A 15,046-nucleotide genomic window follows, 5' to 3' on the forward strand; every position below is an offset into this window, starting at 1 on the left:
AATGATTGCAATTTTTGGTGGCACCTTCGACCCCGTGCATTTAGGCCACATTAATATGGCCAAGCAATGTGTAAAAGCATTTAATTTAAATACCTTGTACTTTATGCCTTGTGCTTTGCCTGCGCATAAAACCGCGCCTGGTATTAGCACCGAGCACCGTATAAATATGCTCAGTGCGGCAATTGCTCCTTATTCATTTTTTCAACTTGATTTAAGAGAGCTAAATCGAAGCGGCCCGTCGTATTCGTTATTAAGCTTGCAAGAAATAAGAGCTGAGCACCCAACAACACCAATTATCTTTTTAATTGGTATGGACTCGTTTAATAACCTTGATAAATGGTACGAATGGCAAGCCATAACACAGCTTTGCCATATTGTTGTTTACGAACGCCCAGAGCAAACGGTTACCCCTTCTGAGCAACTCAAAAGCTATATGCAACACGCGCAAGTAAATAAGGCGCACGCACTTGAGCAAGCACCAGCAGGTAAACTTTATTTTTTACCTGGGGACATGTTCGACGCTGCTTCAAGCGTGATTCGTGAGCAACTTAAAAAAACCAATAAAAAGAATGAACTATTACCTAAATCCGTAAGTCATTACATTGAGCAACACCAGCTTTATCAAAGTGATGATTAAAACCCCTTAGCGTGTTAAAATGCGCGTTATTAAATTTAATATTGAGACAAAACCTTGGATTCGAAACAACTTCTTGCCTTTGCACTAGATAAAATTGACGATATGAAAGCACGTGACATAGTTCATATTGACGTAAGTAACTCATCAGACATCACAGATTACATGATCGTATGTTCTGGTACTTCTAAACGTCACGTTTTATCAATTGCTGATCATTTAGCAAAAGAAGCTCGTCATGCAGATGCAGAGCCTCTAGGTTATGAAGGCCAAAGCGATGGTGAATGGGCGCTTGTTGATTTAGGTGATGTGGTTGTACACGTGATGCAAGACCAAGCACGTAGCTATTACGATCTAGAAAAACTGTGGGGCTAAACTCCACTATTTTTTAATTGAGCTTGGAAGTAATACGTGAAAATACAAATGATTGCTGTTGGTACAAAAATGCCAGCATGGGTAGAAACCGGATTTACAGAATACCAGCGCCGTTTCCCTAGAGATATGGCACTAGAACTGATAGAAATTCCGGCAGGCAAACGTGGTAAAAATGCGGATATAAAACGTATTTTACACATTGAGGGAGAAAAAACCTTAGCCGCTATTCCTAAAGGCAATCGGATTGTTACACTGGAAGTGACAGGTAAACCACTTGATACCCACCAGCTTGCAAAAAGTATGGAAAAATGGCAACTCGATGGCCGCGATGTAAGTTTGCTTATTGGCGGACCAGAAGGACTTGCTCCAGAGTGCATTGCTGCCTCGGAGCAAAAATGGTCGTTATCTAATTTAACATTACCGCACCCTTTGGTGCGCATTATTGTTGCAGAAAGCCTCTATCGTGGCTGGAGCTTAAATAACAATCATCCTTATCATCGCGAGTAAACCTTGCCATGTTGAAACAAAGACCCACTATTCGTGACCACTCAGCAGAGGCAAATTTATTTGCACGGCGTGCATTTGTGGGTTTTGTATTTGTATTAGGTTTAGTAGCTATTTTGCTTTCAAACCTATATACCATTCAGGTAGAAGATCACCAGGATTACCAAACCCGCTCTAACGACAACCGCATTAAAGTAATTCCTATTGCCCCCAACCGTGGCCTTATTTACGATAGAAACGGTGTACTTCTGGCCGAAAACAAACCCGTGTATAACCTTGAGGTTATTCCTGAAGAGGTGGACGATTTAGCCAAGTCACTTGAGCAGGTTAGCAAAATAATTACTATTACTGATCAACAAAAAGAAGACTTTTTAAAAGACATAAAGCACACTCGCCGTTTTAAATCGCAAGTACTTAAAACTCGTTTAAACGAGTCTGATGTTGCTAAGTTTTCGGTTAATCAGCACAAATTCCCTGGCTTTAGTATTGAAGCCCGCCTAGCCCGTTATTACCCTTACGGCGATACACTCACCCATGCGCTAGGTTATGTAGCCAAACTAAACCGTAAAGAGCTCAATAAGCTTGAGCAAGAAGACCAAGCAACTAATTACCGTGCTACGCACGACATTGGTAAACTCGGTATAGAAAAATATTACGAACAACTTTTACATGGTCAAGTTGGCTCACAGCGTGTTGAAGTAAATAACCGTGGCCGTGTAATTCGCACCCTCAGTCTGACTCCACCACAACCGGGTAGCGATATAGTACTTACCCTTGATATTGGCTTACAACAAATTGCTCAGCACTCTTTAAAAGACATGCGTGGTGCAATTGTGGTTATGGATGCAAAAGATGGCGGTGTATTGGCGCTGTACTCAAACCCAAGCTACGACCCTAATTTATTTGTACACGGTATTAGCAGCAAAGATTATAAAGCATTGCTTAACCCTGACCGTCCTTTAATAAACCGTACTACACAAGGACGATACGCACCGGCCTCTACAGTAAAACCTCACATGGCCATACTCGCGCTTGAGGAAAACATAGTGACAGAGTCAACGTCGGTGTGGGATCCGGGCTTTTTTCAAATTCCTAATGTGGATCACAAATGGCGTGACTGGAAACGCTGGGGACACGGCCATGTTGACGTCTACAAAGCGATTGAAGAGTCGTGCGATACTTACTTTTACGATGCAGCCTATCGCCTAGGTATTACAAAAATTAGTAACTTTATGGCGCGTTTTGGCTTTGGGGATCTATCGGGAATAGATATACACGAAGAGACCACAGCAATACTGCCTTCAAAAGAATGGAAAGAAGGCCGCTTTAAAGAGTCTTGGTGGCGCGGGGATACAATTTCTGTAGGCATTGGACAAGGCTACTGGACAGCTACCCCCATCCAAATAGCAAACGCGACCAATATTTTAGTTAATAAAGGCATAAACCACCCACCACATTTAGCCCAAGTGGCTAAAAAAGAAGATCAAGTTACACAAATTAATGGCGAAGAAAAACCACCTGTTGTATTAAATAACCCAGATAATTGGCGTATCGCGCTTGATGCTATGCACAACACCGTTAAAAAAGTAACAGGTACGGCGCATCGTGCATTTAAAGGCGCTAATTACGACCCTGCTGGTAAAACTGGCACGGCTCAAGTGGTTAGTATTGCTCAAGGTGAACGTTACGATGCAAAATCACTAAAAGAGCGTCAACGAGATAACGCTATATACATTGGTTTTGCTCCGTATGACGATCCTAAAATTGTCGTATCTATTGTGGTAGAAAACACCGGTGGTGGTAGTTCAGTAGGCGCCCCTATTGCGCGCCAATTAATGGACTACTATTTTGCAGCTAACCCTATTGAGCCTGCAGGGAAACAACAATAATGACTGCATTACACGATAAACGCTCTATTTGGATGCGTATGCACCTCGATTTGCCATTACTCATTGCTTTATTAGTTATGATGGCTGGTAGCATTAGCATTGTTTACAGTGCCAGCGGCCAAGATACCGCAATGATGATTCGCCACATGACTCGTATGGGCGGCGCAATAATTGGCATGGTAATACTTGCCCAGTTTTCACCTGCTACGCTCAAGCGTTTAGTTATTCCGCTTTATTGCGTAGGCTTACTTATGTTGGTTGGCGTGCTTTTATTTGGCGTAAGCTCCAAAGGTGCACAGCGCTGGTTAAATCTAGGGATCACCCGATTTCAGCCATCAGAATTAATGAAGCTCGCGGTCCCTATGATGGTTGCTTGGTATATAGGACGTAATAACTTACCACCTCGCCCGCTGCATTTAATTATTGGCTTTGTAATAGTTATGTTGCCTACGCTATTAATAAAAGAGCAACCCGATTTAGGAACCTCAATATTAATTGCAAGTTCTGGGGTTTTTGTATTGTTTTTATCGGGCTTGAGCTGGCGTTTAATTGGCTTTTTAAGCTCTGTAGTGGGGCTCGCTGCTTGGCCGTTTTGGCATTACGGTATGCACGATTATCAAAAACAGCGCGTACTAACCTTTTTAGACCCTGAGAGCGACCCGCTTGGCTCGGGGTATCATATTATTCAATCTAAAATAGCTATTGGTTCGGGTGGTATAGAGGGCAAAGGCTGGTTGCAAGGTACGCAATCGCAGCTCGAGTTTTTACCAGAGCGCCATACCGATTTTATATTTTCGGTTTTAAGCGAAGAGTTTGGGTTATTTGGTGTATGTGTACTGCTCAGCCTGTACTTATTTATTATTGGCCGAGGTTTATACATTGCTGTAAATGCGCAAGATGCATTTGGTAAGTTATTAGCCGGCGCCCTAACGCTCACATTTTTTGTTTATATTTTTGTAAATATTGGCATGGTTTCGGGCTTGCTGCCTGTTGTAGGTGTACCGCTTCCACTAATTAGTTATGGCGGCACATCAATGGTGACGTTAATGGCCGGATTTGGCATTATTATGTCGATTGCGACAGATAAAAGGATGCTTTTAAAATAATGCGACACTCAACTAAGCTTTTATTTATTACATCATTAATGCTGCTTTTAAGTGCATGTAGTAGTGCCCCTAGTAGCCGCTACAGTATGCGCCATGACGCAGCCCCACTTAGAGCCCCTACAACTCTTGAGATGCAAGATGCGGTTGTAACACAAGTAACAAAAAGTGCCAGTGCGAGTCGCCCTTATGAGGTTTTGGGTAAGCGATACAGCCCAATGCTTGATGAAACAGGTTATGAAGAAGAAGGGATTGCATCATGGTATGGCCGAAAATTTCATGGCTATCACACTTCAAATGGCGAAACATACGACATGTTTGCCATGACTGCGGCTCATAAAACACTGCCACTACCGAGCTTTGTGCGAGTAACAAACACAGCTAATGGCAAATCAGTTATAGTACGTGTTAATGACCGAGGCCCGTTTCATGATGATAGAATTATAGATTTATCTTACGCAGCTGCTTACAAACTTGGCTACTACAATCATGGTACAGCCAAGGTTAAGCTAGAGGCTATTACGCTTGCAGGATCAGCTGCGCGACAAACGTATATTCAAGTAGCAGCAGGTAGTACAATTGCTAATATAGAAGCGCTTGCCAGCACACTACGCGCACAATATAAATTACCAACAAATATCGTGCAGAAAGACGCTATTTACAGGTTGCATTTAGGGCCAATTAAAGACTCCCAACATGCTGACCAGGTATTAAAAAAATTAAAACAAAATCAATTTCAAAACGCGTTCTTGCTTTACACTCAGTAAGACCTTTAGAATGGCATAACGCGAATTTTTAACTTTAACCATTAATGAGTATGATGAAATCTATTAAACATAAAATCCTCAAAGGTGTATGCGGCTTAGTTTGTACAGCCGCCGTATTTTCAGCCAGCGCCCAAATTATTCCGGCACCACCTCAAATTAATGCAAAAGGTTATTTTTTAGTAGACTTTACAACAGGTAAAGTAATTGCTGAGGGTGAAGCAGATACACAACTCGCACCTGCAAGCTTAACTAAAATGATGACCAGTTATGTAATTGGCACCGAAATTAACGCAGGTAATATTGCACCTACCGATATGGTAACGGTAAGTGAAAAAGCATGGGCTAAAAACTTTCCTGAATCATCTAAAATGTTTATTGAAGTAGGTAAGCAAATTAGTGTTGATGAGCTTAACCACGGTATTATTATTCAATCAGGTAACGATGCGTGTGTAGCAATGGCTGAACACATTGCGGGTAGCGAAAGCGCCTTTGCTGATTTGATGAATGCCCACGCTGCTAAATTAGGTATGAGTAATAGCCACTTTATCAACAGCCACGGCCTTGATACTAACGAGCACTACACAACACCACGCGATATGGCAACGCTTGGCGCTGCACTTATTCGCGATGTACCAGACGAGTACGCACTTTATAAGCAAAAGTCATTTACTTACAACGGTATTAAACAGTACAACCGTAACTCATTATTATGGGACGAAAGCCTAGATGTAGACGGTATTAAAACGGGTCACACATCAGAGGCAGGCTATAGCTTAGTTACTTCTGCAACTAAAAACGATATGCGTTTAATCGCTGTTGTTATGGGCACATCAAGTGAACGTGCTCGTAAAGTAGAAAGCAAAAAGCTACTTAACTACGGATTTCGCTTTTTTGAAACAATTACACCTTACAAAGCTGGCGATAGCTTTGCAGAGCAACGTATTTGGATGGGTAACAAAGAAAACGTATCGTTAGGTATTTTAGAAGATACGCCAATTACTATTCCACGCGGTCAACATAAAAACTTAAAAGCTAACTTTGAGCTAGATAATACACTTGAAGCACCGCTAGCTAAAGGCACAAAAGTAGGCACACTATTCTTACAACTAGAGGGTGAAGACATTGCACAATACCCATTAGTAACACTTGAAGAAGTTGAAGAAGGCAGCTTCTTTAGCAAAATTTACGACTACTTACGCTTACAAATTATGTAAACGTAAAAATAAACCCACAGTTGTTGGGTTGTTAAACAAAGCGCCTCTGTTATGAGGCGTTTTTTTTTGCTTGAAAAATGCTAGAATGCGCCCCATATATGCAACACTGCTAATTGCCTATCTGTATTAAGCCTCGAGCTTTGCATAGAGTCCACACTTTTGTATGAGGAGTCACCGTCGTGGTTCAACCTGTTAAAGATACTAAATTTGATGAGTACCTAGAGTACCCTTGCCCATTCACATTTAAAATTATGGGTTTAGCGAACGTTAATCTAACAGATCAAATTCTAACTAAATTACAACCTATTGCTCCGGGTGATTACGCACCAAAAGTAAAACCTAGCAGCAAAGGTAATTATGAATCTGTTACGCTAGTGGCTACGGTTACAAGCGGTAAGCACATTGAAGAAATTTACAACGTGATCAGCAATATCGATGACGTACGTCACATGCTTTAAGCCATAGTTGAGATTTGTTGTGAACGAAAACACCTTAATAGTTCGCCAGCTTGGGCGTCAGCGTTATATGCCAATTTGGCAAAAAATGCAGGCTTATACTGATACCCGTGATGACAACTCGCCAGACGAAATTTGGCTTGTTGAACACGACAGTGTTTTTACCCAAGGCCAAGCCGGTAAAGACGAGCACTTGCTCGCCCCAGGCGACATTGAAGTGATTAAAGTTGATCGCGGCGGCCAAGTAACTTATCACGGCCCAGGCCAACAAATGATGTACGTATTATTTAATCTACGTCGTTTAAAAATTGGTGTACGTGAACTTGTTACCTGGCTTGAAGAGTGCATTATTGAATCTCTCGCTGAGTACGGTATTGATGCATATGCAAAAGCCGACGCGCCTGGTGTTTACGTTAACGACAGCAAAATTGCATCATTAGGTTTAAGAGTTCGCCGTGGCTGCTCGTTTCATGGTTTAGCATTAAATGTTAACATGGACCTAAGCCCGTTTTTACGCATAAACCCATGTGGTTATGCTGGCATGAATATGGTGCAAACGAAAGAATTGAATGGTCCTCAAAACCTACAAAGCGCAGGTGAAGGACTGGTAAAACACATGATAAAGAAGCTTAATGCAACACAGGTTAAGCATACTGAAGGGTTTGAAAACGAATGAATAAACCAGTCAAAATGGAACCAGGTGTAAAACTACGCGACGCAGAAAAAATGGCGTTGATCCCCGTTAAAGTTTTACCAACAGAAAAAACTGAAATGTTGCGCAAGCCTGAGTGGCTTAAAATTCGCTTACCAAAATCAACAGAGCGTATAGACGGTATTAAACAAGCAATGCGTAAGCACGGCTTGCACTCAGTATGTGAAGAGGCGTCGTGCCCTAACCTATCAGAGTGTTTTAACCACGGTACAGCAACCTTTATGATTTTAGGTGCTATTTGTACTCGTCGTTGCCCATTTTGTGATGTTGCTCATGGTCGTCCATTAAAACCTGATGCAGCAGAGCCTGAAAAGCTTGCACTAACAATTAAAGACATGAAGCTTAGCTACGTAGTAATTACCTCGGTTGACCGTGATGATTTACGTGATGGCGGCGCACAGCATTTTGCCGATTGTATTCGCGAAATTCGTAAACATAATCCAACTATCACTATCGAAATTTTAGTACCTGATTTTCGTGGCCGTATGGACCGCGCACTAGAGATACTAATCGAGACGCCACCTGATGTGTTTAACCACAACTTAGAAACAGCACCACGTTTATACAAACTTGCGCGCCCAGGTGCTGATTACAAATGGTCATTAGAATTACTTCGTCGCTTTAAAGAAGCTCACCCAGAAGTTAAAACTAAATCTGGCTTAATGGTTGGTCTAGGTGAAGAAATTAGCGAGATAGAAGAAGTACTTCGTGATTTACGTGCGCATAACGTAGATATGCTTACTGTTGGCCAATACTTACAGCCTTCTAAGCATCACTTACCAGTTAAACGTTACGTGCCACCAGCAGAGTTTGATGGCTTAAAAGAGTATGCCGATGAAATTGGCTTTACTCATGCAGCCTCTGGCCCGTTTGTTCGTTCAAGCTATCATGCTGACCAACAAGCCGCTGGTAAAGAAGTAAAATAATTACTTTTTAACGCGTAATAAAAAAGCCCTTAGCAATTAAATTGTTAAGGGCTTTTTTATAGGTATTCTTCATCCATTCTTTCGGCTACTTTGTTAAAACGCCTTTTTTAATCACAAAATCAGTAAATCGTACCTGCTCTTCATCACCCCGAAGGCTACCGGTTTCTACTATGGAGCGATAAATTCCCCACTTAGGGCGAGCAAAGTCATCATCGCTGAAACCACGCCACATATCTATGTTTTACTCGCTTATATTAAATAGCTCTTCGTTGTCACTTAAGCGGCTTAGGGTCATATCAAACTGCCCTCTTCGCTAAAAGTAGCTTGAACAAATACCGCTACCCATTCATCAATAATATGCTCAACATCTTGATGATTCCCGCTATACATGTCGGGTGATTCAATCGAACCTTCACTAAAAGCATTTTCTATTAACGTATAAGCACTTAGCCCTGTATTGATACCATCAGCATTCAGCTTTGTCTCTTTGTTTACTAAAAAATCGTCAGAGCGTGCAACTCCTATAATTGTTATAGACACTTTAGCTGTCGTGTCATCAGCCGATGTTACAGTTACTTTATCGGTTTGTGCATCTGTTATAAATAGCTCACCTGTAATTGCAATTTCTCGATTGCTTTCAATATTTACAACTGTTTGAGCGCTAATTACTACGGCGCTCTGCGCTGCTACCAATGCATTTACAGGCTGACTGTTTGATCCTGAGCTGCCGCAACCTACAACTAAAAAACCTATAAAACAAACAGAAAAAATAGTTATAACACGTAAGCCAAATTTTGACATAAAGCACAACCCGAGTTAATTAAATGTAAATAAATTAGCGTGTAACTTACCAATTATTTGTTTTAATAACTAAATCTTTATTACCAATAGGGCTTTATACTTTTAGGCTTAACTACTATATAAAAGCAGCTTTAAATGAGAGGGTAAAAATAAAATTAGGCTAAAGCTAAGTTACTTGAGATAATCATTACTGAACCCATTATTTAGGTTAAATATGAAATTATTAGTTCGTAACTTGTCTCGCGCTACTACCGAGCAAGAACTTCGTACGTTGTTTGCAGCTCACGGTAAAGTGACTACTTGTAACTTAGTACTTGATAAAGAGACTGGCCAGTCAAAAGGCTTTGCCTTTGTAGAAATGCCAAACGACATAGAAAGCAAAAGCGCTATTAAAGCACTCAATCAACTAAGCGTTGATAAAAGTAAAATCCGCGTAAAATACGCAGATGAGTAATTAGCTGCTTGCTATATATGATTAAAACCAGCTATTTGCTGGTTTTTTATTTTTTCCATTAAGGTTTTGAGCTTGAGACCATAAAGTTAAACCTGCGCTGGCTTGCCACATCTATCTTATTGAAGTAAACACATTAAAGTTCGACATCACAACTGCTATTCATTTATATTAAAAGCCTATTTTAAAAAATAAAATGAAGACTATGGCCTCTACACTTTTAAAAAGCGCTAGCCTAAGCTTGCTAGTTGCACTCTTTGGCTGCTCAGAGCCTGCTAACGAACACTCTCCTCTAGAAACACCCTCTGGCGTGAGCCTAAATAACGTTAAACAGCATATTAAAACGTTAGCCTCTGACGACTTTCAAGGTCGCGGCCCGCTTACTCAAGGTGAAGTAAAAACAGTAGGTTACTTAAGCGAGCAATATAAAGCGCTTGGTTTAACAGGTGCTTATAAAGGCAAATACTTACAGCCGGTAAAAATGGCGATGGTGACGGCTGATCAAAATATGCAGTTAAATGTGGCTGATTTAAGCTTTGTTGCGGGTAAAGACTTTACCGCACGTACCGAGCAGCTACAGCCAGTGATAGATGTGCGAAGCTCTGATATTGTATTTGTGGGCTATGGTATTAATGCACCTGAATACAACTGGAACGATTACGAAAACATTGATGTTGAGGGTAAAACAGTTATCGTATTGGTGAACGACCCTGGATTTGCTACTCAAAATGATGCGCTATTTACGGGTAACGCTATGACCTACTACGGTCGCTGGACTTACAAATACGAAGAAGCCGCACGCCAAGGTGCCAAGGCGGTATTTATTGTCCATGAAACAGCCCCTGCCGCCTACCCTTGGGGCGTAGTTGAAAGTTCAAACACAGGTACTAAATATACCTTAATGGATGACAATTTAAACGCCTCTAAATTACCTGTTATGGGGTGGCTAACTCTTAATTCTACTGAGCAAATTTTTAATGCTGCAAAACTTAACTATCAAGATTTAAAACAAAGCGCTCTAAATAATGACTTTAAAGCCACACCACTTAATTTAAAAGCGAATCTTTCGTTTAAAAACGAAGTATCGCATGCCAAATCACATAATGTAGTTGCGCAAATTACGGGTAGCGAAGCACCTAATGAATACGTTGTTATTAGCGCCCACTGGGACCATTTTGGCACTAAACAAACCGATAGCGGCCCTAAAATTTATAATGGTGCGGTAGATAACGCTTCTGGCACAGCTGCAACACTTGAAATTGCACGCATTATGAATCAAATCCACCAGCAAACACCGTTTAAACGCTCAATTATTTTTGCCAACTTTACCGCAGAAGAAACCGGGCTTATTGGCTCGCAAGAATTTGCCTCGGGTGCGGTTGTACCGACCAAGCAAATGGTAGGGCTATTAAACATTGATGGTATGAACGTACTCGATGGTACTGATTATATTTTGCAGTACGGCAAAGACTTATCAACAATGGAAAGCTATTTAGCAAAAGCCGCTAAAGCGCAAGGTCGCGCTGTTAAAATGGATCCTCGCCCGCAAAATGGCTTGTTTTTTAGATCTGATCATTTCTCGCTTTCTAAGCAAGGCGTTCCTAGTTTATTGTTTATGAGCCTTGGCGATACCGACCCCGATTACATTGCGCATAAATACCATAAAGAAGCCGACGATTACTCGCCAAAATGGTCTTTAGGTGGCGTAAAGCAAGATATAGAGCTTATTGTCGATATAGCCTCAGAGCTTGCCAACAATGGCGATTGGCCAAAATGGACTAGTGACTCAGACTTTAAAGCAAAACGCGCACAAGATAAGCCATAGTAACCAAGCTTAGCAGTTTGAGTTTTATATAATAAAAATCCTCCTATTTGGAGGATTTTTGCTTTAAGCGCGCTCGCATTAATAAAGTTTCGGCCTTAGCCCCTAAGTAAACATAAATAGCTAATGCAATTAAAAGCCCTACCACTGCTAACATCATTGCAATAGCTGGCATTAAATATTCAGCCTGCCCTAGCGCTGCCTTAAACATAGTCAATAGCGCTTCAATGGATATAGCGATTAACACAGTAGAGATAAACCGGGTAATGGTGCGCCGTGTTGATGAATGCCTAAAAATATCCTTGTGCATTAAAATTTCTTCTTCAAGTATCGTTTTACCTAAATCAAATACTGCTAACGCAAGCGTGATATAAATAATGATACTAAAGGGCTCTAAGGGATCTGATGATGTGTCTACATGAGTTAATAATGCATATATATCGCTAAAAACAATGTTTAGCAAAAATAACACAAGGCCAAATAAGCATGCCACAATAACACCGTACCCTGCTTTAAAGTAAGGTGACATATTAGCGCGTGCAGTATCCCCCATAATAAACTCTATAAGCTGCGTTAAACTTACATCAACCACTAAATAGTGTTGATTATTAATAGGTTTTTTAAGCTCTTTAATTGCCGATATACATAAATGATGCGTTGCAATCGAAATGTAAGGGTCGGTAAAGCACACAGCATCATTCGCTTTTGATTGCAAGAAGTAGGGCCGCTCACTTAAATCTTGTTGATTCCCGCTTGTGCCTAATTTTTTTGCATACGCGCGTTTAAAACATACATTATTGCCTTGCTGCAAGCCTTGTTCATTTAAGCAATATTGTAATTCTAAAAATGGATACTGCTTTACAAGATAACGAGTATCTCGCTCTTTAGTTAAGCCATCTTCAATACTCATTAAAATTGATTCGAGCAAGCTATGTATTACATGCTCATACTCGTGGTAGCGCTCTACACTACTTATATAACTCATTCGCGCCATATTTTTACACTCATAGATTAACTCTGTAAGTAGCTAAGCAAGTTTAAAACCAAGTATTAAAAGCAAACATATTCAATAACTTATATTTTAAATAAGCTAAAGGTTGCACTCCTTTGGTGACAAATCAGCTTAAATTCTTCTTTCACGCACAAAAAAGCAGCTTAGTATTAATTACTTAGCTGCTTTGTGAGTATGACCGGTTAGGTTTTTAATGCGCTTAATATAGGCTAATTATTGAACCTTTGAAAACTCTTCTTTAGATAACTCGCCATTTCCATCTGCGTCTAATTGATCAAATAACTGCACTAGTTGAGAATTAACTTTTGCTTCTGTTTTGCTAATAACACCATCGCCATCAGCATCAAAAGAGCTAAAATCTACCGCAGCAAAGGCCGCTGAAGAAGAAACAAGTGCCGCAAGAGCTAGCGTTTTATGTAGTGTTTTCATAATCATTTCCTTAGGCGTTAAGCCTGATTAATGGGTAAGAAGTCCTTTTCGAAGATCCTTTAGGAGTCGATTTTGTATAAATTAATATTCAAAAAAATCGTTTTCAGTTAGGCCATCATGACTTTGCATATTTAGTTGTTCCATCAATTGCTTTGTTTGCACTTCGTCTTGAGATTGTAAAGCCTGCTCGTGTGCATCGAGAGTTTTAAAATCTGTATTTGCAAATACCACTGATGATGAAACCAGTGTTAAAAGAACGAGGGCTGATTGCAGCTTTGTCATAATTAAATCCTTCAATTACATGCAAAATCTAAATAGCTCTAAAAATTTGCTCTATGTTGGTCACTATTCACTTCCTGGTTATTCTTTTTAATAGGCTCCCTTGCCTATTTAGGTTGTCTTTGGCAACTCAGAATTTAGATCACATCATAGAGCATTAGCTGGTTTTAACTTATGCCTTTGAAAACTCATCTTGTGATAACTCACCGTCTTGGTTTGTATCAAGTTCTTCAAATTGGCCTAAAAGTTCTGCATCTACTGATGCTTCGGCTAGGCTAACTGCGCCATTACCATCTGTGTCTAACGTATCAAAATCTGTTGCTGCAAAAGCCGCTGATGAAGAAGCTAAAGCCATTAGTACTAATGTTGACTGAAATGTTTTCATAATCGTATTCCTTCATTGGGTTGTTGCGATTAAGGCCTGAGGCTTTCATCACGTTTTGCTAATTACATCTTAGGTATAACAACTTCGATGCCATGTTTTATTTTTTATTTAAAAACATATAGTTAAGCTTAAAATGTATCGGCAAAGCATTATGATGGGAGTAATTTTGTTGCTTTTTAGCAACAGCAGTCAGTATGGTTATAAATATATCAATTTAATCAATAAGTTATAATTAATAAAAAAGACACACAAAAGCTAATTACAAACTAAAACCAATAATTTGATGGTTATGAGAATAAACTTAATATGAACAGAAAAATAAACAGGGTTTAAAGCACAAAGCTAAAAAATTTAAGCCTTTGAAATAAATGAGTTTTAAAATAATTTAAAAATATTTTATCGTGATTTTAAAAAATATTTAGAAAAACATGGTTTTGTTGCCAAATGGCGAATTTTATTATGGGCGCTGTATTTAAAAGAGAAATTTGCAAAGCCTAAGACCTATTAAATCCTCTTTAACATTATGTTTTTTGGAGGGAGTTTAAATGCAGTACCACCGGTAAAAGCCTTTACTCAGTGGCTTTGCTTATACAAAAAATGTAAAAGTTGAATGCATGGAAGCTATTTCCAGCCTTGGCACCACTTTTGAGCGTCTTTTAAATCGCGCCAACTAATTGGGTATTGGTTTTTAGAAAATACCGACTCAGTAACGCACGCAATTACATTAGCATCTTCGTCGTATTCAACTTCGACAATAATAAAGTGTTTTTCTTTATTGATGGCTGGTGTTGCGGTCCATTTACTATTGAGTAGTTTTTTAGGGTTTAATTTATTCATAACTTTAAATAATCGTTTTTTTAGTTATACGGCCTAACCCAATGTTTAGCTCAACAAATAGCTAGGCCGTATTTATATTACTTAGCTAGGCTTAAGTTACTCAGCAATCAACTTACCTTTATACATTTGCATTTGGCAATGAAAGTCGTATTCGCCAGCCTTAAGTGCAGGTAAGGTGATTTTATTATCATCTCCCATTGCCAAGCTTTTGCTTATATCAAGCGCTGGAAATACAACAGTTTCAGCGCACGGCGCGCTGTCTTTTCTATTAAAAGTAAGCGCTACTTGTTTATTTGCCGCAACTTTTATATTGCCAGGCTGGTACACGCCGTTATCTACTACTATGGTGACTGCATTGTCATCAGTTTGAATTTGCTTTGGTTTATATAACCAAAACCAGTAAATAATAGCAGCTATTAAAATGGCGCCGAGTATATTAATCATCAACATA

20 protein-coding genes are annotated in these 15,046 nt (G+C 39.8%); 12 read left to right on the forward strand and 8 right to left on the reverse strand.

What is annotated here, in order from left to right; genetic code table 11:
• The first annotated feature begins 1 nt into the window (after window position 1).
• The 10 genes from nadD to lipA all read left to right on the forward strand — a co-directional run bounded on the left by nadD (window position 2) and on the right by lipA (window position 8,579).
• Window positions 2-637, forward strand: a complete 636-nt coding sequence (gene nadD / locus J8L71_RS07310; protein WP_210999959.1) for a nicotinate-nucleotide adenylyltransferase — start codon at window positions 2-4, stop codon at window positions 635-637.
• A gap of 54 nt (window positions 638-691) precedes the next feature.
• On the forward strand, window positions 692-1,009 hold the full coding sequence (gene rsfS / locus J8L71_RS07315) for a ribosome silencing factor (protein ID WP_210999960.1): 318 nt from the start codon (window positions 692-694) through the stop codon (window positions 1,007-1,009).
• 36 nt (window positions 1,010-1,045) lie between these two features.
• The gene (rlmH, locus tag J8L71_RS07320; protein WP_058547433.1) at window positions 1,046-1,516 is read left to right on the forward strand and encodes a 23S rRNA (pseudouridine(1915)-N(3))-methyltransferase RlmH; all 471 of its coding nucleotides are present in this window, start codon (window positions 1,046-1,048) and stop codon (window positions 1,514-1,516) included.
• An 8-nt stretch (window positions 1,517-1,524) separates the two neighbouring features.
• The gene (gene mrdA, locus J8L71_RS07325) at window positions 1,525-3,402 is read left to right on the forward strand and encodes a penicillin-binding protein 2 (protein ID WP_210999961.1); all 1,878 of its coding nucleotides are present in this window, start codon (window positions 1,525-1,527) and stop codon (window positions 3,400-3,402) included.
• Window positions 3,402-4,508, forward strand: a complete 1,107-nt coding sequence (gene rodA, locus J8L71_RS07330) for a rod shape-determining protein RodA (RefSeq protein WP_210999962.1) — start codon at window positions 3,402-3,404, stop codon at window positions 4,506-4,508. Before mrdA ends, rodA begins: the two co-directional genes overlap by 1 nt.
• Window positions 4,508-5,272 (forward strand): septal ring lytic transglycosylase RlpA family protein, encoded by a 765-nt coding sequence (locus J8L71_RS07335; protein WP_210999963.1) that lies wholly within the window; start codon window positions 4,508-4,510, stop codon window positions 5,270-5,272. Before rodA ends, J8L71_RS07335 begins: the two co-directional genes overlap by 1 nt.
• Window positions 5,273-5,325: 53 nt before the next feature.
• Window positions 5,326-6,486, forward strand: a complete 1,161-nt coding sequence (locus J8L71_RS07340; RefSeq protein WP_058547529.1) for a serine hydrolase — start codon at window positions 5,326-5,328, stop codon at window positions 6,484-6,486.
• Window positions 6,487-6,665: 179 nt separating this feature from the next.
• Complete coding sequence (gene ybeD / locus J8L71_RS07345) at window positions 6,666-6,944, forward strand: DUF493 family protein YbeD (protein ID WP_058547429.1); 279 nt, start codon at window positions 6,666-6,668, stop codon at window positions 6,942-6,944.
• A gap of 19 nt (window positions 6,945-6,963) precedes the next feature.
• On the forward strand, window positions 6,964-7,617 hold the full coding sequence (lipB, locus tag J8L71_RS07350; protein ID WP_104642286.1) for a lipoyl(octanoyl) transferase LipB: 654 nt from the start codon (window positions 6,964-6,966) through the stop codon (window positions 7,615-7,617).
• Window positions 7,614-8,579 (forward strand): lipoyl synthase, encoded by a 966-nt coding sequence (lipA, locus tag J8L71_RS07355; protein ID WP_058547427.1) that lies wholly within the window; start codon window positions 7,614-7,616, stop codon window positions 8,577-8,579. Before lipB ends, lipA begins: the two co-directional genes overlap by 4 nt.
• Window positions 8,580-8,664: 85 nt before the next feature.
• On the opposite strand, the gene J8L71_RS18625 is transcribed toward lipA, so the two are convergent.
• Both J8L71_RS18625 and J8L71_RS07360 read right to left on the reverse strand, forming a co-directional pair.
• The gene (locus J8L71_RS18625) at window positions 8,665-8,811 is read right to left on the reverse strand and encodes a hypothetical protein (RefSeq protein WP_348771789.1); all 147 of its coding nucleotides are present in this window, start codon (window positions 8,809-8,811) and stop codon (window positions 8,665-8,667) included.
• 59 nt (window positions 8,812-8,870) lie between these two features.
• Window positions 8,871-9,380 carry a VCBS domain-containing protein gene (locus J8L71_RS07360; RefSeq protein ID WP_348771790.1) on the reverse strand — a complete coding sequence of 170 codons (510 nt, stop codon included), beginning with the start codon at window positions 9,378-9,380 and terminating at the stop codon, window positions 8,871-8,873.
• A gap of 214 nt (window positions 9,381-9,594) precedes the next feature.
• Between J8L71_RS07360 and J8L71_RS07365 the strand changes: the two genes are divergently transcribed.
• Window positions 9,595-9,834 (forward strand): RNA recognition motif containing protein, encoded by a 240-nt coding sequence (locus J8L71_RS07365; RefSeq protein ID WP_058547426.1) that lies wholly within the window; start codon window positions 9,595-9,597, stop codon window positions 9,832-9,834.
• Window positions 9,835-10,036: 202 nt separating this feature from the next.
• The gene (locus tag J8L71_RS07370; protein ID WP_210999964.1) at window positions 10,037-11,656 is read left to right on the forward strand and encodes a M28 family metallopeptidase; all 1,620 of its coding nucleotides are present in this window, start codon (window positions 10,037-10,039) and stop codon (window positions 11,654-11,656) included.
• Between the two features lie 43 nt (window positions 11,657-11,699).
• On the opposite strand, the gene J8L71_RS07375 is transcribed toward J8L71_RS07370, so the two are convergent.
• The 6 genes from J8L71_RS07375 to J8L71_RS07400 form a co-directional block, all read right to left on the reverse strand.
• Complete coding sequence (locus tag J8L71_RS07375; RefSeq protein ID WP_138683528.1) at window positions 11,700-12,647, reverse strand: EAL-associated domain-containing protein; 948 nt, start codon at window positions 12,645-12,647, stop codon at window positions 11,700-11,702.
• A gap of 231 nt (window positions 12,648-12,878) precedes the next feature.
• A complete protein-coding gene (locus tag J8L71_RS07380) occupies window positions 12,879-13,094 on the reverse strand; it encodes an EF-hand domain-containing protein (protein ID WP_058547423.1) in 216 nt (71 codons plus the stop codon).
• Between the two features lie 81 nt (window positions 13,095-13,175).
• Complete coding sequence (locus J8L71_RS07385; protein WP_210999965.1) at window positions 13,176-13,376, reverse strand: calmodulin; 201 nt, start codon at window positions 13,374-13,376, stop codon at window positions 13,176-13,178.
• Between the two features lie 169 nt (window positions 13,377-13,545).
• Window positions 13,546-13,758: an EF-hand domain-containing protein gene (locus tag J8L71_RS07390; RefSeq protein WP_058547421.1), complete on the reverse strand. Its 213-nt coding sequence runs from the start codon at window positions 13,756-13,758 to the stop codon at window positions 13,546-13,548.
• A 621-nt stretch (window positions 13,759-14,379) separates the two neighbouring features.
• On the reverse strand, window positions 14,380-14,595 hold the full coding sequence (locus J8L71_RS07395) for a TIGR02450 family Trp-rich protein (protein ID WP_210999966.1): 216 nt from the start codon (window positions 14,593-14,595) through the stop codon (window positions 14,380-14,382).
• A gap of 96 nt (window positions 14,596-14,691) precedes the next feature.
• Entirely contained in the window at window positions 14,692-15,045 is a 354-nt protein-coding gene (locus J8L71_RS07400) for a cupredoxin domain-containing protein (RefSeq protein ID WP_210999967.1), read from the reverse strand.
• Between the last annotated feature and the right edge of the window lies 1 nt (window position 15,046).

It is taken from the genome of Pseudoalteromonas sp. MMG007 (assembly GCF_018100985.1).
Lineage (GTDB): Bacteria > Pseudomonadota > Gammaproteobacteria > Enterobacterales > Alteromonadaceae > Pseudoalteromonas.

Bases quoted from the DNA above. Each gene is read 5' to 3' on its own strand.
- nadD (WP_210999959.1), top strand. From the start codon at position 2: ATGATTGCAATTTTTGGTGGCACCTTCGACCCCGTGCATTTAGGCCAC.
- mrdA (WP_210999961.1), top strand. From the start codon at position 1,525: ATGTTGAAACAAAGACCCACTATTCGTGACCACTCAGCAGAGGCAAAT.
- rodA (WP_210999962.1), top strand. From the start codon at position 3,402: ATGACTGCATTACACGATAAACGCTCTATTTGGATGCGTATGCACCTC.
- J8L71_RS07335 (WP_210999963.1), top strand. From the start codon at position 4,508: ATGCGACACTCAACTAAGCTTTTATTTATTACATCATTAATGCTGCTT.
- J8L71_RS07340 (WP_058547529.1), top strand. From the start codon at position 5,326: ATGAAATCTATTAAACATAAAATCCTCAAAGGTGTATGCGGCTTAGTT.
- lipA (WP_058547427.1), top strand. From the start codon at position 7,614: ATGAATAAACCAGTCAAAATGGAACCAGGTGTAAAACTACGCGACGCA.
- J8L71_RS18625 (WP_348771789.1), bottom strand. From the start codon at position 8,811: ATGTGGCGTGGTTTCAGCGATGATGACTTTGCTCGCCCTAAGTGGGGA.
- J8L71_RS07360 (WP_348771790.1), bottom strand. From the start codon at position 9,380: ATGTCAAAATTTGGCTTACGTGTTATAACTATTTTTTCTGTTTGTTTT.
- J8L71_RS07365 (WP_058547426.1), top strand. From the start codon at position 9,595: ATGAAATTATTAGTTCGTAACTTGTCTCGCGCTACTACCGAGCAAGAA.
- J8L71_RS07370 (WP_210999964.1), top strand. From the start codon at position 10,037: ATGGCCTCTACACTTTTAAAAAGCGCTAGCCTAAGCTTGCTAGTTGCA.
- J8L71_RS07375 (WP_138683528.1), bottom strand. From the start codon at position 12,647: ATGGCGCGAATGAGTTATATAAGTAGTGTAGAGCGCTACCACGAGTAT.
- J8L71_RS07380 (WP_058547423.1), bottom strand. From the start codon at position 13,094: ATGAAAACACTACATAAAACGCTAGCTCTTGCGGCACTTGTTTCTTCT.
- J8L71_RS07385 (WP_210999965.1), bottom strand. From the start codon at position 13,376: ATGACAAAGCTGCAATCAGCCCTCGTTCTTTTAACACTGGTTTCATCA.
- J8L71_RS07390 (WP_058547421.1), bottom strand. From the start codon at position 13,758: ATGAAAACATTTCAGTCAACATTAGTACTAATGGCTTTAGCTTCTTCA.
- J8L71_RS07395 (WP_210999966.1), bottom strand. From the start codon at position 14,595: ATGAATAAATTAAACCCTAAAAAACTACTCAATAGTAAATGGACCGCA.
- J8L71_RS07400 (WP_210999967.1), bottom strand. From the start codon at position 15,045: ATGTTGATGATTAATATACTCGGCGCCATTTTAATAGCTGCTATTATT.